The 19,916-nt window shown below is 71.3% G+C and carries 17 protein-coding genes; 8 read left to right on the plus strand and 9 right to left on the minus strand.

Features of this window, described 5'->3' with window-relative positions; translation table 11 throughout:
* Positions 1-140: 140 nt before the first annotated feature.
* Both RF645_RS03370 and dapE read right to left on the minus strand, forming a co-directional pair.
* Positions 141-1,076, minus strand: coding sequence for a TIGR00730 family Rossman fold protein (locus tag RF645_RS03370; RefSeq protein ID WP_024290909.1), 936 nt, complete (start codon positions 1,074-1,076; stop codon positions 141-143).
* A 16-nt stretch (positions 1,077-1,092) separates the two neighbouring features.
* Positions 1,093-2,238, minus strand: a complete 1,146-nt coding sequence (gene dapE / locus RF645_RS03375; protein ID WP_368818581.1) for a succinyl-diaminopimelate desuccinylase — start codon at positions 2,236-2,238, stop codon at positions 1,093-1,095.
* A gap of 72 nt (positions 2,239-2,310) precedes the next feature.
* On the opposite strand from dapE, the gene dapD reads away from it, so the two are divergent.
* Both dapD and galE read left to right on the plus strand, forming a co-directional pair.
* Positions 2,311-3,291: a 2,3,4,5-tetrahydropyridine-2,6-dicarboxylate N-succinyltransferase gene (dapD, locus tag RF645_RS03380; RefSeq protein ID WP_368818582.1), complete on the plus strand. Its 981-nt coding sequence runs from the start codon at positions 2,311-2,313 to the stop codon at positions 3,289-3,291.
* A 99-nt stretch (positions 3,292-3,390) separates the two neighbouring features.
* Positions 3,391-4,407, plus strand: coding sequence for a UDP-glucose 4-epimerase GalE (gene galE / locus RF645_RS03385; protein ID WP_368818583.1), 1,017 nt, complete (start codon positions 3,391-3,393; stop codon positions 4,405-4,407).
* A gap of 144 nt (positions 4,408-4,551) precedes the next feature.
* On the opposite strand, the gene RF645_RS03390 is transcribed toward galE, so the two are convergent.
* The 3 genes from RF645_RS03390 to fdxA form a co-directional block, all read right to left on the minus strand.
* The gene (locus tag RF645_RS03390; RefSeq protein ID WP_137801961.1) at positions 4,552-5,850 is read right to left on the minus strand and encodes a citrate synthase; all 1,299 of its coding nucleotides are present in this window, start codon (positions 5,848-5,850) and stop codon (positions 4,552-4,554) included.
* 225 nt (positions 5,851-6,075) lie between these two features.
* Positions 6,076-7,239: a succinyldiaminopimelate transaminase gene (gene dapC, locus RF645_RS03395; RefSeq protein ID WP_368818584.1), complete on the minus strand. Its 1,164-nt coding sequence runs from the start codon at positions 7,237-7,239 to the stop codon at positions 6,076-6,078.
* A gap of 7 nt (positions 7,240-7,246) precedes the next feature.
* On the minus strand, positions 7,247-7,570 hold the full coding sequence (fdxA, locus tag RF645_RS03400) for a ferredoxin (RefSeq protein ID WP_006214921.1): 324 nt from the start codon (positions 7,568-7,570) through the stop codon (positions 7,247-7,249).
* Positions 7,571-7,709: 139 nt separating this feature from the next.
* On the opposite strand from fdxA, the gene RF645_RS03405 reads away from it, so the two are divergent.
* A complete protein-coding gene (locus RF645_RS03405) occupies positions 7,710-7,946 on the plus strand; it encodes a hypothetical protein (RefSeq protein ID WP_368818585.1) in 237 nt (78 codons plus the stop codon).
* Here the strand turns inward: RF645_RS03405 and RF645_RS03410 are convergent.
* From RF645_RS03410 to RF645_RS03425, 4 genes are all read right to left on the minus strand, one after another.
* A complete protein-coding gene (locus RF645_RS03410; protein ID WP_368818586.1) occupies positions 7,894-8,460 on the minus strand; it encodes a hypothetical protein in 567 nt (188 codons plus the stop codon). The two genes, RF645_RS03405 and RF645_RS03410, sit on opposite strands and share 53 nt — an antisense overlap.
* The gene (locus RF645_RS03415) at positions 8,457-9,434 is read right to left on the minus strand and encodes a PIG-L family deacetylase (RefSeq protein ID WP_368818587.1); all 978 of its coding nucleotides are present in this window, start codon (positions 9,432-9,434) and stop codon (positions 8,457-8,459) included. Before RF645_RS03415 ends, RF645_RS03410 begins: the two co-directional genes overlap by 4 nt.
* The gene (gene typA, locus RF645_RS03420) at positions 9,427-11,328 is read right to left on the minus strand and encodes a translational GTPase TypA (RefSeq protein ID WP_024290922.1); all 1,902 of its coding nucleotides are present in this window, start codon (positions 11,326-11,328) and stop codon (positions 9,427-9,429) included. The genes RF645_RS03415 and typA overlap by 8 nt, the downstream gene beginning before the upstream one ends.
* A gap of 1,080 nt (positions 11,329-12,408) precedes the next feature.
* Entirely contained in the window at positions 12,409-13,509 is a 1,101-nt protein-coding gene (locus RF645_RS03425; RefSeq protein ID WP_368818588.1) for an NAD(P)H-dependent flavin oxidoreductase, read from the minus strand.
* An 81-nt stretch (positions 13,510-13,590) separates the two neighbouring features.
* Between RF645_RS03425 and RF645_RS03430 the strand changes: the two genes are divergently transcribed.
* The 5 genes from RF645_RS03430 (at position 13,591) to RF645_RS03450 (ending at position 19,850) form a co-directional block, all read left to right on the plus strand.
* A complete protein-coding gene (locus RF645_RS03430) occupies positions 13,591-14,352 on the plus strand; it encodes a TSUP family transporter (protein ID WP_368818589.1) in 762 nt (253 codons plus the stop codon).
* Between the two features lie 156 nt (positions 14,353-14,508).
* The gene (locus RF645_RS03435; RefSeq protein ID WP_368818590.1) at positions 14,509-15,321 is read left to right on the plus strand and encodes an ABC transporter ATP-binding protein; all 813 of its coding nucleotides are present in this window, start codon (positions 14,509-14,511) and stop codon (positions 15,319-15,321) included.
* Positions 15,321-17,609, plus strand: coding sequence for an FtsX-like permease family protein (locus RF645_RS03440; RefSeq protein ID WP_368818591.1), 2,289 nt, complete (start codon positions 15,321-15,323; stop codon positions 17,607-17,609). The genes RF645_RS03435 and RF645_RS03440 overlap by 1 nt, the downstream gene beginning before the upstream one ends.
* 154 nt (positions 17,610-17,763) lie before the next feature.
* Entirely contained in the window at positions 17,764-19,182 is a 1,419-nt protein-coding gene (locus tag RF645_RS03445) for a sensor histidine kinase (protein ID WP_053447053.1), read from the plus strand.
* A complete protein-coding gene (locus tag RF645_RS03450; protein WP_053447052.1) occupies positions 19,179-19,850 on the plus strand; it encodes a response regulator transcription factor in 672 nt (223 codons plus the stop codon). Before RF645_RS03445 ends, RF645_RS03450 begins: the two co-directional genes overlap by 4 nt.
* The last annotated feature ends 66 nt before the right edge of the window (positions 19,851-19,916 follow it).

Raw genomic sequence — 19,916 nt, forward strand, 5'->3', positions numbered from 1 at the left:
GCGCGTCCAGTGCACGGGCGCTGCGGCCGAGGGACCGGAAGAGGGCTCAGCGACCCCCGAACGCCCCAGCTGCCGCACCGCCGCGGCGGTTCCCGCCGCGACGAGCAGGAGGCTGAGCACCATCGCCATGACCGGAGCGCTCACCAGCGACCCGCTCGGCCGTCGTCGTCGAAGTCCCCGAAGGGCGCCTGGTCGTAGCCGCCCAGATCGGCGCGGTGCTCTGCCTCGCGGGTGAAGCGGTCGTGCGCCTCGCGCATGATCCGCACCGCCTCCTCGGCAGAATCGGTCAGGCGCACCAGATCCGGATCATCCGGGGAGACCATCCCCTGCTCCACGAGCGAGCCGCGGATCCACTCGAGCAGCGGTGTCCAGAACGCGACGCCCATGAGCACCACCGGGAAGCGGGTCACCTTGCCGGTCTGGACCAGGGTCAGGCACTCGAAGAGCTCGTCCAGGGTCCCGAAGCCGCCGGGCAGGGCGATGAAGCCGTGGCTGTACTTGGCGAACATGGTCTTGCGCACGAAGAAGTACCGGAAGTTGATGCCCAGGTCGATGTAGGGGTTCAGGCTCTGCTCGTGCGGCAGCTCGATCCCCAGGCCCACGGACGGGGCCTCGACGTCGTGCGCGCCGCGGTTGGCTGCCTCCATGATGCCGGGACCGCCGCCGGTGATCACGGTGTAGCCGGCGCGGCCCAGCGCCCGGCCGACCTCACGGGCCAGGTCGTAGTCGGCGGCGCCCTCGGGCACGCGCGCCGAGCCGAAGACGGTCACCGCCGGCCCCAGCCGGGCCAGGGTGTCGAAGCCGTCGACGAACTCCGACTGGATCCGCATGATCCGCCAGGGGTCCGTGCGGGTGAAGTCGTCGTCGTGACCGAAGTCCTGGGGTCCGCCCTGCTCCAGCAGCCGCTGATCCGAGGTCCGACGGTGGGCCTCGCGGCCGCGCAGGACGATGGGCCCCTTGAAGCGCGAGGGTCTGGTGGCGGGGCGCTCGGCCGAGGAGGAGACGGGCTGGTCCTCGCCCGGGAGGTCCTGTGCGGACTCGCGGCGGTCGCTGGCGCGGGGGTCGCTGTGACTCATGACCCCAGGCTATGCCCTAGGACAGCCAGCTCAGCAGGACCCGGCGGCACTGACGGATCGCCTCGGCCGAGACGTGCTCGTCGTCCGTGTGGGCCAGCAGGGCGTCTCCGGGGCCGAAGTTCACGGCCGGCACGCCCATGGCCGAGAAGCGGGCCACGTCGGTCCAGCCGTATTTGGGCTTGGGCTCCTGCCCGACGGCTGCCACGAAAGCCGCCGCAGAGGCCCGGTCCAGCCCGGGGCGTGCCGCCGGGGAGAGGTCCACGAACTCCAGCTCATGGCCCGGGAACAGCTCCCGGCAGTGCTGCTGGGCCTGCTCGAGGGTCTTGTCCGGGGCAAAGCGGTAGTTGATCTCGACCGAGGCCGCGTCCGGGATCACATTGCCCGCGGTGCCCCCGCTGATGCGGATCGCGTTGAGCCCCTCCCGGTACGCCAGCCCCTCGACCTCGATCGTGGCCGGCTCGTAGTCGGCCAGCACGGACAGCACGTCGGCGAGCTTGTGGATCGCGTTGTCCCCGCGCCAGGCCCGGCCCGAGTGCGCGGCCAGTCCCTGCGGGGCGATCGCGAAGCGCAGCGTGCCGTTGCAGCCGCCCTCGACCGTGCCGTCGGTGGGCTCGAGCAGCACCGCGAAGTCCGCCTGCAGCAGGTCCGGGACGCTGCGCTCCAAACGGGCCAGCCCGGACTTGGCCGAGTCGACCTCCTCATGGTCGTAGAAGACGTAGGTGATGTCCCGGCTCGGCTCCGTGAGCTCGGCCGCCAAGCCGAGCTGCACGGCCACCCCGCCCTTCATGTCGGTGGCGCCGCGGCCGTAGAGCGTGAGATCGCCGTCGTGGTCCTCCCAGCTCGAGGGCACCGTCCCGCGCGAACCCGCGGCGGTGGGCAGCGGCACCGTGTCCAGGTGACCTGCCAACACGACGCGTTCGGCCCGGCCCAGCTCGGTGCGGGCGATGATCGCATCGCCGTCGCGATGCACGCTCAGGTGCTCCAGGCCGCGCAGGGCATTCTCGACCAGGTCCGCCAGCGGCGTCTCGTGATCGGACACGGACTCGACATCGATCAGCGCGGCCGTGAGCTGCGCGGGATCCGCGGCCAGGTCCAGGGCCTGCGGGCGTCCTTCGGGGCTCGAGGGGGATTCGGTGGCGGCGGGTGACTCGGGGCTCGACATGACGCCACCATATCGGCCGACGCGCAGGCCCCGGCCCCTGCGCTGGCCGGGCCTATCCGTAGGATGGGCACCATGACTTCAGCCACCCCTGCCCCCAGCAACAACGAGACCCGCCACGCGGCCGGCATCGGCCTGGCCAGCGTCGTCGCCGAGGGCCCCCGCGCCGGGACGATCCTGGACGTCTGGTACCCGGCCCCCGTCCTGGGCCAGGAGCCCGACCGCTCGCTCGACGGCGACCTCCGCCGTTCCGCGCTGCCGGATGCCGATCGCAATGTCACGGTCGAGGTCGTGGACCGCGTGATCGACCTGGATGCCGCTCCGGTCGATGCCGCCGACGTCTACCTGCGCCTGCATCTGCTCTCCCACCGCCTGGTGCAGCCCCACTCGATCAACCTGGACGGCGTGTTCGGCCTGCTGGCCAACGTGGCCTGGACCGACCGCGGCCCCGTCCTGGCCGAGGAGCTGAACCTGGCCCGCCTGCGCATGCGCTCCACCGGTCACGTCAGCGTGCTGTCCGTGGACAAGTTCCCGCGCATGGTCGACTACGTCGTGCCCTCCGGCGTGCGCATCGGCGACGCCGACCGCGTGCGCCTGGGCGCCCACCTGGCCGAGGGCACCACCGTCATGCACGAGGGCTTCGTGAACTTCAACGCCGGCACGCTCGGCTCCGCCATGGTCGAGGGCCGCATCTCCGCCGGCGTGGTCGTGGGGGATCACACCGACATCGGCGGCGGCGCCTCGATCATGGGCACGCTCTCCGGCGGCGGCAAGCAGCGCATCCGCCTGGGCGAGCGCGTGCTGCTCGGCGCCAATGCCGGCGTGGGCATCTCCCTGGGCGATGACTGCATCGTCGAGGCCGGCCTCTACCTCACCGCCGGAACGCGCGTGCAGGTGCTCGAGGACAGCGCGCAGGCGGCCCGCACCGTGAAGGCGCTCGACCTGTCCGGGGTGTCGAACCTGCTCTTCCGACGCAACTCCACCAGCGGCGCCGTCGAGGCCCTGCCGCGCGGGGGCCGCACGGTGGAGCTGAACGACGCCCTGCACAAGAACTGATCTGTGCGCGCCGGAGCCGGGCTGGCTCCGGCTCGCTCCACCGCGCCCTGTTCATCGGGGGCTGGGCGCAACGCATCCAGCTGAAGGAGAGACATCCGCATGCGCATCCTTGTCACCGGGGGGACCGGCTACATCGGCTCGCACACCGTCCTGGCACTGCTCCAGGCCGAGCACGACGTCATCGTGCTCGACAACCTGGCCAACTCGTCGAAGACGAGCCTCGAGCGCGTCCACCAGCTCGCCGGCCGGGAAGTGCTGGGCTTCGAGGAGGTCGACCTGCTCGATCAGCCGGGGCTGCACCGCGTGTTCGAGCAGTGGAAGCCGGAGGCCGTCATCCACTTCGCCGGTCTGAAGGCCGTGGGCGAATCCAATGAGAAGCCGCTGTGGTACTACTCCAACAACGTGGGCGGCACGCTGAACCTGCTGCACGCCATGGAGGACAGCGGCTGCCGCACCATCGTCTTCTCCTCCTCCGCGACCGTCTACGGCGACGTCGAGACCATGCCCCTGACCGAGAAGGTCGACAAGGACGCGACCAACCCGTACGGGCGCACCAAGGAGCAGATCGAGGACATCCTCGCGGACATCGCCGCCTCCGACGATCGCTGGAACGTGGCTCTGCTGCGCTACTTCAACCCGGTGGGCGCCCACGAGTCCGGGATCATCGGCGAGGACCCCACGGGCATCCCCAACAACCTCATGCCCTTCGTGGCGCAGGTGGCCGTGGGGCGGCGCGAGAAGCTCAAGGTCTTCGGCGGCGACTACCCCACCCCGGACGGCACCGGCGTGCGCGACTACATCCACGTGGTCGACCTGGCCGACGGCCACGTCCGCGCCCTGGAGTGGCTCGCCGACAACGGCGGCGCCAAGATCTGGAACCTCGGCACGGGCCGCGGCTACTCCGTGCTCGAGGTCCGCGAGGCCTTCGAGAAGGCCTCCGGGGTCGAGATCCCCTACGAGATCGTCGACCGCCGCCCCGGCGATGTGGCGATCAACTATGCCGACCCCGCCTCCGCCCTGGCGGATCTGGGCTGGTCCGCCGATCGCGACATGGACACCATGTGCCGCGACCACTGGAACTGGCAGAAGAACAACCCCATGGGCTACGCCTCCTGAAGCCACCCCGCCCGGTGCGCGCGAGCGGGCACGACGACGGCGGGCCGCCTCCCAGCTCGGGAGGCGGCCCGCCGTCGTCTCAAGGACCTGCTCGGTGAGCGGCGCGGGCCCGGGAGCCTCAGCAGCCCGCGCCCGCGCGTCCGATCACTTGGTGGGGTAGTCGCGCGCGCCCTCGCCCACGTAGAGCTGGCGCGGACGCCCGATCTTGGTCTCAGGGTCCTGGACCATCTCGCGCCACTGGGCGATCCAGCCCGGCAGGCGCCCGATCGCGAACAGCACCGTGAACATGCGCTCCGGGAAGCCCATGGCCTTGTAGATCAGGCCAGTGTAGAAGTCGACGTTCGGGTAGAGCTTGCGCTCCACGAAGTAGTCGTCCGCCAGGGCCTTCTCCTCCAGGCGCATGGCGATGTCGAGCATCTCGTTGTCGCCGCCCAGGCGCTCCAGGATGTCGTGGGCGTAGCCCTTGATGATCTTGGCGCGGGGATCGTAGTTCTTGTAGACGCGGTGCCCGAAGCCCATGAGCTTCACACCGTCTTCCTTGTTCTTGACCTTCTCCATGAAGTCCTCGGGCGACAGGCCCTGGTTCTGGATCTGGTCGAGCATGGCCAGCACGGCCTCGTTGGCGCCGCCGTGCAGCGGGCCGTAGAGGGCGTTGATGCCCGCGGAGACCGAGGCGAACATGTTGGCCTCGGAGGAGCCCACCAGGCGCACGGTGGAGGTCGAGCAGTTCTGCTCGTGATCCGCGTGCAGCATCAGCAGGATATCCAGGGACTTGGCCAGCGCGGGGTCGATCTCGAGGTCCTCGGCCGGGACGCCGAAGCACATGCGCAGGAAGTTCTCCGCGTAGGACAGCTCGTTGCGCGGGTAGAGCATGGGCTCGCCGATGGACTTCTTGTAGGCGTAGGCCGCCAGCGTGGGCACCTTGGCGAGCAGGCGGATCGTGGAGATCTCGACGTGCTGGGGATCGTGCGGATCCAGCGAGTCGGCATAGAACGTGGACAGCGCCGAGACCGCGGAGGACAGCACCGGCATGGGGTGGGCCGAGCGCGGGAACCCGTTGAAGAACATCTTCAGGTCCTCGTGGACCATGGTGTGGGTGGTGACCCGGTGCACGAAGTCCTCGTACTGCTCTTGCGTGGGCAGCTCGCCGTAGATCAGCAGGTAGGCGGTCTCCAGGAAGTTGGAGTGCTCCGCGAGCTGCTCGATCGGGTAGCCGCGGTAGCGCAGCACGCCGTTCTCGCCGTCGATGTAGGTGACCGCCGAACGAGCGTTCGCGGTGTTCATGAAGCCGGGGTCATACGTGACCGCACCGGTCTCCTTGCGCAGGGCGCCGATCCCGATGCCCTCGTTGCCCTCGGTGGCACCCAGGACGGGCAGCTCGAGGGGCGCGCCCTCGGAGATGCTCAGCTGGGCCGTGCGGCCGTCCTTGCCGGACTCGGTCATGGGTCTCCTCCATAGTCTGTGAGCCCATGGGGCTCACCTGGTCCCGTTGCGCACCGGTCTTCTGCGGGGGCGTCGGGTCACGGGAGCCGGCGACGTCGCTGTCGCGCGGCGGCAGGTCAAGGGGCGTGTGCAGACACGCCATCGAATGCCAATCTACTCGCACGTCGCCCGCCCCCGCCAATCTGGGACGCGCCTCGCGAGCCCTCGGCGGGGCCCGGCCGCAACTCAGTCGGCGGCGGCCTGCAGCCTGGCGACGGCGGCGTCGATCCGCTCGTCCGAGGCCGTCAGCGCGATCCGGATGAAGCCTGCCGCGGCGTCTCCGTAGAAGACCCCAGGGCCCACCACGATGCCCAGCTCGGCGAACTGACGGACCAGGTCCCATGTGTCCTGCTCCGTGCGGCCGTCGCGCCGGCACCACAGGTAGAGCCCGGCCTCCGAGTGCTCGATGCTCAGCCCGAAGGCCTCGACGGCTCGGCGCAGACGATCGCGACGAGCCCGGTACAGCGCCTTCTGCGCGACCACGTGGGCGTCGTCGTCGAGCGCGGCGCGCATGGCCGCCTGCACGGGGGCCGGCACGATCATGCCCGCGTGCTTGCGGGAATTCACGAGCCCGGCGACGATCTGGGCGTCGCCGGCCACGAAGGCCGCGCGGTAGCCCGCGAGGTTCGACTGCTTGGACAGCGAGTAGACGGACAGCAGCCCCGTGGGGTCTCCCCCGGACACGCGCGGATCCAGCACCGAGGGCACAGCCTGGCCGCCCTCCTCGCGATCCCACTCGCCCCAGCCCAGCTCGGCATAGCACTCGTCCGAGGCCACGACCGCGCCCAGCTCGCGAGCCCTCTCCACCGTGGCGCGCATGGCCTCGACGTCGGCGACCGCGCCCGTGGGGTTGCCCGGCGAGTTCAGCCAGATCAGGCGGACCCGTTCCAGCACGTCCTGCGGCAGCTCGTCCAGGTCATCTGCGGCCACGTTCTCCGCACCGGCCAGCTGCGCCCCGATGTCGTAGGTGGGGTAGGCGGCCGAGGGGCGCACCACGACGTCCCCGGCGCGCAGCCCCAGCAGCAGGGGCAGCCAGGCCACGAGCTCCTTGGAGCCGACCGTGGGCATGATCTGCTCGGGGTCCAGTCCGGGCACGCCGCGACGGCGGTCGTACCAGCGGGCGATGGCCTCGCGCAGCGCGGGGGTGCCATGGGTGGTCGGGTAGCCGGGGGCGTCGGAGGCCGCGGCCAGCGCGTCCTGGACCACCAGCGGCGTGGGGTCCACGGGCGTGCCGATCGACAGATCGACGGTCCCCTCCGAGTGCTCGGCGGCGATCCGCCGGTACGGCGCCACCGACTCCCAGGGGTACTCCGGCAGATCCAGGCCGAAGGCGCGGGGCTGCAGCGTCATGGCCAGCTCAGTCCTGGTTCTGCGGGGGCAGGGCGGCGATGCCCGGGTGGTCCTTGCCGGTGTTGCCCAGGCGGGCGGCGCCGCCGGGCGAGCCGAGGTCGTCGAAGAACTCGACGTTGTACTTGTAGTACTCGGCCCACTCGTCCGGGGTGTCGTCCTCGTAGTAGATGGCCTCGACGGGGCACACGGGCTCGCAGGCTCCGCAGTCCACGCACTCGTCGGGGTGGATGTAGAGGCTGCGCTCGCCCTCGTAGATGCAGTCGACGGGGCACTCTTCCACGCAGGCCTTGTCCTTGACATCGACACAGGGCTGAGCGATCACATACGTCATGGTGGCGGCGGTCCTTTCTCGCGGAGTTCTCCGCCCATTCTAGGGGCGAGCGCCCGGTGGTCCGCCCCGCGCGTCATACGCCGATACTGTGAGGCCCATGACGTCCCAGCCTCAGCAGGACCCCGCACGGAGCATCGCCTTGAGCCGCTTGGCCGGCGCAGCGCTCGGCACGCGGTTCAGTGTGCGCTATGCGCTGCCGACCGGGGACCCGTCCGGCAAGGGACGCACGGATGCGATCGGCACGCTCGTCTCCCGGCACGACGATCCCCCCGCCGTGACCCTGCAGACCCGCAGCGGGCCCGTGCGGATCCCGCTCGAGCTGGTCAGGCTCGCCCGCGAGGTCCCGCCCCCGGTGCCGCGCCGACGGCCCCGCTGACGTCCTCAGGGCTGACGAGCGGCTCAGCGTCGAAGGCCTCCGCCGAGTGCGCGGCCAGTGCCCGGCGCACCTCCGCACGACGCCGGCGCCACCAGCGGCCGACCAGGACCACCGACAGCAGCGTCACCACCAGGATGCCGCCGAACCACAGCAGCCCGGCCAGCCCGATCGCCGAGGTGGTCGACAGGACCACGAGCGGCGAGTCCTGACGGCCGAAGGCCAGCACGAAGGCGGCTGCGTAGGCCACGATCCCGGGCACCGCGGCGGCCCAGATGCGCCGCGTGGTGGTCCCCGACCACACCGACAGGCTCAGCAGGAGGGCCAGCGCCAGCGGGGCGCCCCACGGGATCCACACGCCGTCGCCGAAGCGGGCGATGTTGCCGTGCACCGCCGTGCCGACCACGCCCGCCAGCATGCCGCTGACGATCGCGATGGTCGCCGAGACCGGCACGGACGCCTGATCCACCGACGAACGGCCGCGTCTGCGGCCCTGCTCATCCCATTCGCCGTTCATCGAGCAGGCTCCCGCGGCGCGAGCCTGGCGGCGTCGCCCCCGATGAGACGGAAGGTCTCGGCCTGCGGCAGGGTCTGCGGCACCCGGTTCGAGAGCGCGTAGCGCGGATCCGCGGGATCATCGCCCGTCTCGATCTGGGTGGCATGGGCGCGCATGGCCGCGTGGCGGGCCGCGCGCGAGGCCTCGTCGGCGTGCACCACAGACTGCGGGCGCTCATCCTGCGGATCCGGCTGGCCCTCGATCGCCCAGGCCAGAGGCCTCAGGGCCGGCTCAGCCCCGGACTCGTCCTCGAGCAGCTCGAGCGCCCGGGCCAGCACGCGCGCGGTGCGCACGTGATCGGGGTGGCCGTAGCCGCCGTCGTCGTCATAGCTCAGGACCGCATGCGGGCGGATCTCGCGCAGGGCTGCTGCCACGTGGGCGGCGGCCTGATCCACGCCGGCCGTCGTGAGCGCCTTCGGCGAGACGTCCTCGGCGGGCTGGGCCCGGCCCTCGGGGCCCCAGGACATGCCGGAGTCCATGAAGCGGTCCCCGCCGCCCGGGAAGCCCGTCTGGGCGTCCAGGGCGGGCGACTGGCCCGCGTAGACGTGGTGCTCCACGCCCAGGGCACGGCAGGCCGCGGCCAGCTCGCCCTCGCGATAGGCGCCCAGGGCGGTGCCGTCGTCGTGGTTGTCCGGGTGCCCCACCTCCAGGTGGGCCAGCTCCGGGATCATCACCTCGCCGCGCTCCCCGCGGGTCATGGTGATCAGGTGGACCTGCGCCCCGGCCTGGGCCAGCGAGGCCAGGGCCAGCCCGGAGGCCAGCGTCTCGTCGTCGGGATGCGCGTGCACGGCCACCACGCGGGCCTGCTCGGGGGCCGTGCCGCGCGGCAGCAGCGAGTCCACGGCATCCGGGCGGATCAGCGTGCCGGGCTCCGGGTACGACGGCGGCGCCGAGGTCTCCCCCGGCGCCGGCGTGTCGTGGTGCTGATCAGGCACGGTTGCGCTGGCGCGCCTGGCGCACGCGCTCGTTGGACTCCAGGATCACCTTGCGGATGCGGATGGCCTCCGGGGTGACCTCCACGCACTCGTCCTCGCGGGCGAACTCGAGGCACTCCTCCAGCGTCATCTGGCGCGGCGGGGTGAGGTTCTCGAAGTTGTCGGCCGCGGCCGAGCGCATGTTGGTGAGCTTCTTCTCCTTGGTGATGTTCACCTCCATGTCATCGGCGCGCGCGTTCTCGCCGACGACCATGCCCTCGTAGACCTCCTCGGTCGGCTTCACGAAGATCGTGCCGCGCTCCTGGAGGTTGATCATGGCGAACGGAGTGGCCACACCGGCGCGGTCCGAGATCATGGAGCCGTTGGTGCGGTATTCGATCGGGCCGAACCAGGGCTCGAAGCCATCGGAGTAGGACGAGGCGATGCCCGCGCCGCGGGTCTCCGTCATGAAGGTGGTGCGGAAGCCGATCAGACCGCGGGCGGGCACCACGAACTCCATGCGCACCCAGCCGGTGCCGTGGTTCGTCATGGTCTCCATGCGGCCCTTGCGGGTGGCCATGATCTGGGTGATCGCACCCAGGAACTCGTCCGGGGTGTCGATGGTCATGCGCTCGACCGGCTCGTGGACCTTGCCGTCGATCTCGCGGGTGACGACCTGCGGCTTGCCGACCGTGAGCTCGAAGCCCTCGCGGCGCATCTGCTCGACCAGGATCGACAGGGCGAGCTCGCCGCGGCCCTGGACCTCCCAGGCGTCCGGGCGCTCGGTCGGCAGCACGCGCAGCGACACGTTGCCCACGAGCTCCTTGTCCAGGCGGTCCTTGACCTGGCGGGCGGTGACCTTGGCGTTCTTCACGCGACCGGCCATGGGCGAGGTGTTGATGCCGATGGTCATGGAGATCGCGGGATCGTCGACCGTGATGACCGGAAGCGGCTTGGGGTTCTCGGGATCGGTCAGCGTCTCGCCGATCGTGATGTCCTCGATGCCCGCCACAGCCACGATCTCGCCGGGGCCGGCCGACTCGGCCGGGACGCGGTCCAGGCCCTTGGTGGCCAGCAGCTCGGAGATGCGCACGTTCTTCAGGGAGCCGTCCTTGCGCGCCCAGGCCACAGTCTGGCCCTTCTTCAGCGTGCCCGAGAAGATGCGCAGCAGGGCCAGGCGGCCCAGGAACGGCGAGGCGTCCAGGTTGGTCACGTGGGCCTGCAGCACGCCGTCGTCCTCGTAGGACGGAGCCGGGATGTGCTCCATGATCGTCTTGAACAGCGGCTCGAGGTTCTCGCTGGCCGGCAGGTTGCCGTCGCCGGGGAACTCGGTGTCGGCGCGGCCGGCCTTGCCGGAGGCGTAGACGACCGGGACGTCGAGCACGGCGTCCAGGTCCATGTCCGGGTAGTCCTCGGCGATGTCGGAGGCCAGGCCGAGCAGCAGGTCCATGGTCTCGGAGACGACCTCCTCAGCACGGGCGTCGGGGCGGTCGATCTTGTTGACGACCACGATCACCGGCAGCTTGGCCTCGAGGGCCTTGCGCAGCACGAAGCGAGTCTGCGGCAGCGGTCCCTCGGAGGCGTCCACGAGCAGCACGACGCCGTCGACCATGGACAGGCCGCGCTCGACCTCGCCGCCGAAGTCGGCGTGGCCCGGGGTGTCGATCACGTTGATGGTGATGACCTCGCCGTTCGCCGACGGGCCCTCGTAGAACACCGTGGTGTTCTTGGCGAGGATGGTGATGCCCTTCTCGCGCTCGAGATCGCCCGAGTCCATGACGCGCTCGGCGACCTCGCCGTGCTCGGAGAACGTGTTCGTCTGCCGGAGCATGGCGTCGACGATCGTGGTCTTGCCGTGGTCCACGTGGGCCACGATCGCGACGTTGCGGAGGTCGGTGCGCTGGGCAGTGCTCATACGAGTGGGGTCTCTCTTCAGACGATGGCGTGCTCCCGCCCCTTCTGCCAGGACGGTGCTCGGTTCCGGCCCGTGGCCGGCGGGGGTCGCGACGAGGGTCGCGGAAGTCCGCCGACGAGTCTAGCGCGCAAGTCCAACCCCTCCCCCGGGACGTCGCGCACCTCACACGCCGATGTCGCCGTCGCAGCGCTCGCACGCCGCTCTGCCCGTCGCCGGCACCGGCCCGCACATCGAGTGGCCGCTTCTGGCCCGCTCTCCCATCGAGTGGCCGTTCCATCACCGGTTCCGCCGGGAAACGGTGATCTTCTGGCCACTCGATGCATGAACGGTGAGAGATCGGCCGCTCGACGCGACAGGATCAACGCGTGGCCTGAGAGCCGCTTCCCTGTCCGGGCGATCCGTCTCCTCGGCACAGCGGCTGAACAGCTGAGGGTGCGACACACACCGAGGGACGACGCCTGCGCCCCGGCTCGGCCTCCACACGGACAGCTCGCGGAGGACGCCGTCGACGTCTCGGTAAACCCTGGGCGCACGCCGCAGCGTCATCAGGTTCCCCAGCCTCTTGCAGGGCGCATCTTCGCTCGCCCGGAGGCGATGGCCGTCGGCCTCACTTCACGGCAGCTGCGAGCGCCCTACTACGAGCGCGTGGCCTCCGGGATCTGGCGATCCCTGACGCCATCGGCGGCCTCCGCCCGGCCAGACGCCCGAGCCGAACTGATCCAGCTCGCCCGGGCACAGCGCGAAGCCATGCCCGGCCATGCCATCAGCCACCAGTCTGCGGCCGTGCTCTGGGGCTTCCGCCGGCGCTGCGCAGTCTGGAGCTGCTCGGGCGCGACCTGAGCGAGCCCGCGGGGACCAGGGGACGGCGTGCTGTGCTGCGAGCCCTGGAGCGAGCGCGGCGGGGCGGGGCGTCGACTCCGAGCCCGAGACGCGGCTGCGCCTGATGCTGGAGGACCACGGGTACGGAGGCTTTCGACCCGACCTCGAGCTGCGCGGCCCGGTGGGGCGTCGCGGTGGGACGCGTGCGGCGGTACGGCTCGGGACAGAACGCAACCGAGGATGCACGTGATCCGGTGCGGGTCACAGGCCCCGGAAGGACTCCACGATCTCGGCGGCGGGGCGGGCTCGGCACGCGGGGAAGCCCGTGCCGGCCCACAGGTGCACCAGCTCCCGCTTCCCCGCAGCAGCCGCGGCCTTGCGGATCGGCGACGTCAGCGAGTTGACCTGCGGATAGCCCGCGATCTCGTGCTCGGCCATCGCCTCGGTGAACGGCGTGGACAGCGCCCGAGCAGGGCGACCGGAGAACGCGCGCGTCACCACGGTCTGCGCCGACGACGGATCGCCCGCCGCAGCCAGCACTGCCTCCCGATGGACCGCCCCGGTGCCGGCCTCCTCGGCGGCGAGGAAGAGGGTGCCCACCTGAACGGCGTGAGCTCCCGTTTCCAGCAGCCGAGCCGCATCCGCGCGGAAGGAGATGCCGCCCGCCGCGATGACCGGCAGCTGCGGATGGGACGACGCCAGCGCCGCCAGCGTCTGCTCCAGCAGCTCCTGAAGCGGGGTGGTCCCCGGCGCAGTGTCCTGCGCGAGCGTGAAGCGATGCCCGCCGGCGTCGGGGCCCTGCAGGACCAGGGCGTCGGGGCCGAAGGCCGCGGCCTCCACCGCCTCCTCGGACGAGGACACCGACAGCAGCACAGTCGTGCCCGCATCCTGCAGCGCCCGGATCGTGGCCGCCGGCGGCAGGCCGAAGGTGAAGCTCACGACAGGCACCGGATCCTCGACCAGCAGGGCGATCTTCTGATCCCAGCCGTCGTCCGAGTAGTCGGGAAGCGGGCGCGCCGCGGCCTGCTCCCCCATCTCGGCATCGAGCGCAGCGACCGCCTGCACCCACCGCGAGCGGAAGTCCGCAAGCTGCTGCGTATCGGTGGGCGAGGACTCCGCCACGAACACGTTGACACCGAACAGACGGTCGACGTCACGCAGCCCCGAGCGCACCGCCGCGATCTGCTCGGCGAGCGCCTCGGCCGACTGATACCCGGCAGCCAGCATCCCCAGTCCGCCTGCGCGCGCGACCGCGACCGCCAGCTCCGGACTCGACGGCCCGCCGGCCATGGGCGCTGCGATCAGCGGCACCTCGAGGGCATCGAGTGCGAACGGACGGGCGGCCGGAGCATCCATCGACATGGAGGGACCTTTCAGGCGAGTAGCGTGGTGGCTGATCGAACGTGCCATGAATCACTCTAGGGGCCACGCCATGGAGCCAGGATGCTGAGCGACCTCTCATGGGGCGCTCTGGTGCTGGCTGCCGCGGCGATCCTGATCGGCTCCGCACTGCAGCGGCTCTCGGGCACCGGCGTGGGGCTGGTGGTGACCCCGGTGCTCTCCCTGCTGCTCGGACCCGTGGCCGGGGTGCTGCTGACGAATGCGGTCACCACCGTCTCCGGCTTCACGATCATGCTCTCGGTCCGCAAGCGCGTGGACTGGCGCCGCGCGGGGATCGTGGTCGCCGCTGCCCTGCCGGGGGCGGTTCTGGGCGCTCTGCTGGTGCTGTGGCTGGAGGCCTCCTGGCTGCAGATCGGCATCGGCGTGCTGGTGCTCATCGCCCTGTCGCTCACCGTCGCCACGCCGGAGCTGCCGCATGTCACGAATCGCGCCGCGCTGCCCGTGGCCGGAGCTGTCGGCGGCCTGCTGAACACCACCGCAGGAGTGGCCGCCCCGGCCATGGTCATCGTCTCTCGGCTCACCCGCTGGGAGCAGAAGGCGTTCGCGGCGTCGCTGCAGCCGATCTTCATGTCCATGGGACTGATGTCGGTCGTGCTCAAGTCCCTGATGGGCGCCACCGGAGACCAGGGACTGCCCCCGTGGTGGGTCCTGCCCGCGGTGATCGCCCTGGTGCTCGGCGGGGTGGGAGTCGCCGCCGCCCTCGAGTCCCGCGTGACGCCCGGGCGCGCCCGCACGCTGGCGCTGATCCTCGCCGGTCTCGGCGGGGCGGCCGCCGTGGTCAAGGGAGTGCTCGGGCTGCTCTGAACGACGACGGCCACCCAGCAGTCCGCCGGAGGCCGGACCGGAGCCCGCGACCACGACCGACGCCCCAGGACGTCATACCCCGGGATGACCTGACAACTGCCCCGAATAGGCCGTCGGTCCGATGTGCCGCAGGCCTGGAGGGCGCAGTCTTGGACCATGAGCACATCGCCTGAGTCTTCTGCCCCGTCCGGCCACACCCACCAAGCCATCCCGCACACCCCCTGGCAGCCCCCGCGCGAGCTCGCGGTGGCCGCCCGGAACGTCTCCAAGACCTACGGCGACGGCGAGCTGACCGTCACCGCCCTGGACTCCGTCTCCCTGGACATCGAGCGAGGGACCTTCACCGCCGTCGTCGGGCCCTCGGGCTCCGGCAAGTCGACCCTCGTGCACTGCCTGGCGGGCCTGGACTCCCCCGATCGTCGCCCGGAGACCTCCATCGTGGTGGGCGGCCGGGACATCGTCTCCCTCAACGACAAGGAGCTCACGGAGTTCCGTCGCGAGCACGTGGGCTTCGTGTTCCAGGCCTTCAACCTGGTCCCCGTGCTCACCGCTCGGCAGAACATCGAGCTGCCCCTGACCCTGGCCGGGCACCGGCCCGATCCCGAGCTGCTGGCCCGGATCACCGACAGCCTCGGTCTCACAGAGCGCCTGGACCACCGCCCCGACGAGCTCTCGGGCGGTCAGCAGCAGCGCGTGGCGATCGCCCGCGCGCTGATCACGAGCCCGGACGTCATCATCGCCGACGAGCCCACCGGAGCCCTGGACACCGACACCACCACCCAGGTCCTGCAGCTGCTGGCCGACACCGTCCACCAGCAGGGCCACACGGTCGTCGTCGTGACCCACGACCCCCGTGTGGCGGACTTCGCGGACCGCACCGTGCGCGTGCAGGACGGGGCGATCGTCTCGGACGAGTCCCGCGCCGGCCGCCCGGTCGCCGACGGCAGCAGGGCAGGGGGTGTGCGCTGATGCGCCGCATCGTCCTGAGCCGACTGCGCCTGCAGTGGACCCGCTACGTCCTGATCCTGCTGGCGATCGCCGTCTCGGCCGCCTTCGCGACCGGGTCGCTGATGCTCGGCACCACCATGCAGCACTCGATGGTCTCGACCATCTCCGACTCGACCCGCAACGCGGATCTGGTGGTGAGCGAGGACTGGGAGAACAACACCTCTGCAGAGACCGAGGAGACCGAGGCCTCCGATGCCGAGGACCCCGAGTCCCTGTACGGGGCGGACTACGTCTCCAGCGGAGACATCAAGCAGCTGCAGGACATCGACGGCGTGGAGACGGTGTGGGCCCCGACCGGCACCGCCGTCGACGTCGAATCGAACGACAGCTCCTCCCCGGTCCTCTACATCGGCACCGCCCCGGAGGATCCCCAGATCTTCCCCTGGGAGCTCGACGAGGGCTCCATGCCCCAGGGCGAGAACGAGATCGCGCTGAACACCAAGCGCGCCGAAGACCTCGGCGTGGGCGTCGGCGACACGATGACCCTGTCCGTGCAGTCGGCGGAGGAGCAGGGCATGTCTGAGGATCAGATGATCCCGTCCGGCGGGGACGCCGAGGTCACCGTCACGGGCATCGTGGGCGCCGAGAGCGGCGCGGACATGTACATGGCCTGGGTCTCGCCCGACGTCATGAGCACCATCTCCCCGTTCGACACCGACATGCTGCCGGTCTCCTCCAGCACCCAGATTGCCCTGGCCGACGGCGCGGACCTGGAGACCGTGCGCGCGGACATCCAGGATCAGCTCGAGTCCCTGCCCGGCGACACCGCCTTCCTGGTGCAGACCCCGCAGGAGCAGACCGAGGACGCCCTCGAGGACATGGCAGGCGCCGCCGCCGGTCTGTCCGCCTTCCTGCTGGCCTTCGCCATGCTGGCCGTGCTGGTGGCCTTCCTGGTGATCACCACGACCTTCGGAGTGCTCACGGCCCAGCGGGCCCGCGAGCTGGCGCTGCTGCGCTGCCTGGGTGCCACCGGCGGCCAGATCCAGCGCTCGGTGCTGCTCGAGGCGCTCGTGCTCGGGCTCGTCTCCTCGGCGATCGGTGTAGCGGCGGTGGTCGGTGCGGGCTTCGCGCTCGAGCCGCTGCTTCCCGCCACCGCCCCGATCGACGTCGCCGTGGCCCCCAAGGACATCGTCCTGGGCCTGGTGATCGGCATCCTGGTGACCGTGCTGGCCTCGCTCGGGCCCGCGCGCCGGGCCATGGGCGCCTTCCCGCTGGACGGCATGCGCGGCTCCCGTCGCGCCGAGCGGATCCCGTGGGTGCGCTCCGGGTTCGGGCTGCTCGTGCTGATCCCCTCGGTGATCGCCCTGGCATGGGCCGCCTTCACGCACGACCACCCCGCCGTGGGCGTCGTGAGCGGGATCGGCGCGGGCGTGGGCCTGATCCTCACCTCGCGGCTGTGGATGCCGGCGATTGTCGGCGTGCTGGGACGGATCCTGCCCGGCGGCGTCCCGTCACGGCTGGCAGCCGCGAACGCGATCCGGCACAAGTCCCGCACCACGACGACGGCCACCGCGCTGCTGATCGGCATCACGCTGGTGACCACCGTGCTCACCGGCCACGCCGTGGCGCAGAAGTCGGTGCTCGATGACCTGGACCGCTCCATGCCGGTGGACATCACCGTCTCCCAGCAGGTGGACCAGGACACCCTGCAGCAGATCGAGGACGTCGACTCGGTGGTCTCCGTCGAGCAGACGGACGACGTCGTGGAGGTGGATCTCGAGCGCGGCATCGGCTCCACGGAGACCACGACCGCAGCACAGGAGATCGCCGAGCTCACGGACACCGAGGCCTACGAGATCGCGGCGAACGGCATGCAGAAGGCCATGATGGTCGACATCCTCAACGTGATGCTCTGGGTTGCGCTGGGCCTGCTGGCCGCCGCCGTGGCGGTCTCCGTCCTGGGCATCACGTCCACGATGTCGCTGTCGGTGCTGGAGCGCACGCGGGAGAACTCGCTGCTGCGGGCCCTGGGGCTCTCGCGCGCTCAGCTGGGCGCCATGATCCGCCGCGAGGCGCTGGTCATCTCCGCCGCGGCCGGCGTCGCGGGAGCGGTGGCCGGCTGGCTGCTGGGCACCGGCGTGGTCTCCGCGATGGTCCCCGACACCATCCCCGTGGCGATCACGGTCCCGTGGGGCGGTCTGCTCGCGGTGGCGATCGGCGTGCTCGTCGTGGCCCTGGTGTCCTCGGCCCTGCCGGCCCGCCGCGCCACACGGGTGGCCCCCGTGGAGGGTCTGGCATCGTTGGACTGATCCGGTCCGCGTCCGCGGCCGGGGCCCGATCCGTCGGGTCCCGGCCGTGGCCGTTGCCCTGAGCGCTCTCCGCTGTCCTGTCGACGCGGCCGCCTCGAGGCCCGTCGCCCCAGTGCCGACGCGATGCCCATCCGCTCGATACCCCCGAGGTCCCATGCAGCTGCATCACCGCGTGGCCGACTGGCTGCGCACCCACTCCGTCTGGGCCAATGCCCTGTTCCTCCTGGTGCTGGCTGCCTTCACCACGCTCGTGACCGTGAGCTCGCCGGCGCAGATGGCCTGCTCGCTGGCGCTCATCGCCGTGCTGGTCCTGCGGCCCCTGCGCCCCGCCCTATCCGCCGCGCTGTTCGCCCTCCTGTCCGTGATCGCCACGGTGGTGCTGGGGGTCTTCCCCCTGGGCATCGGCCTGCTCGGCGTGCCCTGGCTGCTCTACACCGTGGCCTCGCGCTGCCGCCGTCGCACCCGTGTGTCGGTGCTGGCGCTGGCCCTGCTGGTGGCTGCGATTGTCAGCGCCAGCTGGCCCGGATGGCGCCTGGGTGGTCCCCTGTCCTTCGGCATCGCCGAGGTCACGACCACCGAGTGGGCCATCGGCGCCGCCACCCAGGGGATCATGATGATGCTGATCATCGTCGCCGCGTACCTGGCCGGCGATCTGCATCGTGTGACCCTGCAGCGTCGGGAGGCCGAGGCGCACCGCGCCGACGTCCTCGCCGAGAGGGCGCACCGCCTGGAGGTCGAGCGCGATCAGGAGGTGCGCCTGGCCGCACAGGACGAGCGCACCCGCATCGCCCGGGAGATGCACGATGTGGTGGCCCACTCGCTGTCCGTCGTGATCGCCCAGGCCGACGGCGCCCGGTACGCCGTGCGCAGCGATCCCTCGGTGGCCGCCGACGTCCTGGCCACGATCGCCACGACCGCTCGCGGGTCGCTCAGCGAGATGCGCAGCCTGCTGGGCGTGCTGCGCACCGAAGGCGAGGAGGCCGAGCGCGCTCCGGTCCCCACCGTGCAGGACCTCCCGGCGCTCGTGGACTCGGTGCGCAGCGCCGGTCTGCAGATCGATGTGGAGACCTCCCCGGAGCCGCTGCCGGAGCTGGCCTCAGGACCCTCCTTGGCGTCCTACCGCCTCGTGCAGGAGGGCCTGACCAACACGCTCAAGCACGCCCCGGATGCCTCCCGGGTCAGGGTCGAGCTCCGCCACGACGGCGCGGAGCTGACCGTCCGCGTCACCAGCGACGGCCTGGGCGCGGAGTCCCCCGAGCCTCCCCGCCCGGGGCACGACGGCGGCGGACAGGGCCTGCGCGGCCTGCGCGAGCGCTTCGGTCTCTACGGCGGGACCATCCAGGCCGGCCCCGACCCCGCATCGCCCGGACGATGGCTGCTCGCCGGTCGCCTGCCCGCCGAGGCCCGGAACGTGCCAGCCGCCTCGTCCGAGGCATCCGACCAGCAGGACGAACGAGACCAGCCGACCGCACGGGATCAGCCGGCCGAGAAGGATCCGCATCTCCCACGTGATCCGCAGGCCACCGACCCGCAGCACGGCACCCCCACGACCACCGAGGAGGGCACCCGATGACCGATCCCCTGCGCATCCTGCTGATCGACGACCAGCCCCTGATCCGCAGCGGCATGGCCATGCTGATCGGCTCGCAGCCCGACCTCGTCGTGGGCGGCGAGGCCGGGGACGGCCAGGCGGCCGTGGACCTCGTCGCGCGCCTGGCCGCGACCGGTGAGGCGCCCGACGTCCTGCTCATGGACATCCGCATGCCAGGCATGGACGGCCTGGAGGCCACCCGTCGCATCCTGGCCGAGCATCCGCAGGTCACGGTGGTCCTGCTGACCACGTTCGATCTGGACGAGTACGCGCTCGAGGGCATCCGCGCCGGGGCTTCGGGCTTCCTGCTCAAGGACGCCGAGCCGGAGGAGCTGCTCGGCGCCCTGCGCACCTGTGCCCGCGGCGACGCCGTGATCGCGCCGTCGACCACGCAGCGCCTGATGCGCCGGTTCATCGACCCGCCGCAGCGCACCGTGGCCGATGACCCCCGCCTCCGGTCCCTGACGCCCCGGGAGCAGGAGGTCTTCGGGCTCGTGGGCCGCGGGCTGTCGAACCACGAGATCATGGAGGCGCTGGTACTCTCCGAGCCGACCGTGAAGACACATGTCTCCCGCGTGCTCGCCAAGACAGGAGCTCGCGACCGCGTGCAGGCCGTGGTGCTGGCCCACGAGCTCGGGCTGGTGGGCTGAGCAGGAACGCGGAAGGGCCCCGTCGCCGTCCCGGAAGGAGACGACGACGGGGCCCGGTGCGGGACC

This window comes from Kocuria sp. CPCC 205260 (assembly GCF_040981045.1).
Lineage (GTDB): Bacteria > Actinomycetota > Actinomycetes > Actinomycetales > Micrococcaceae > Kocuria > Kocuria palustris.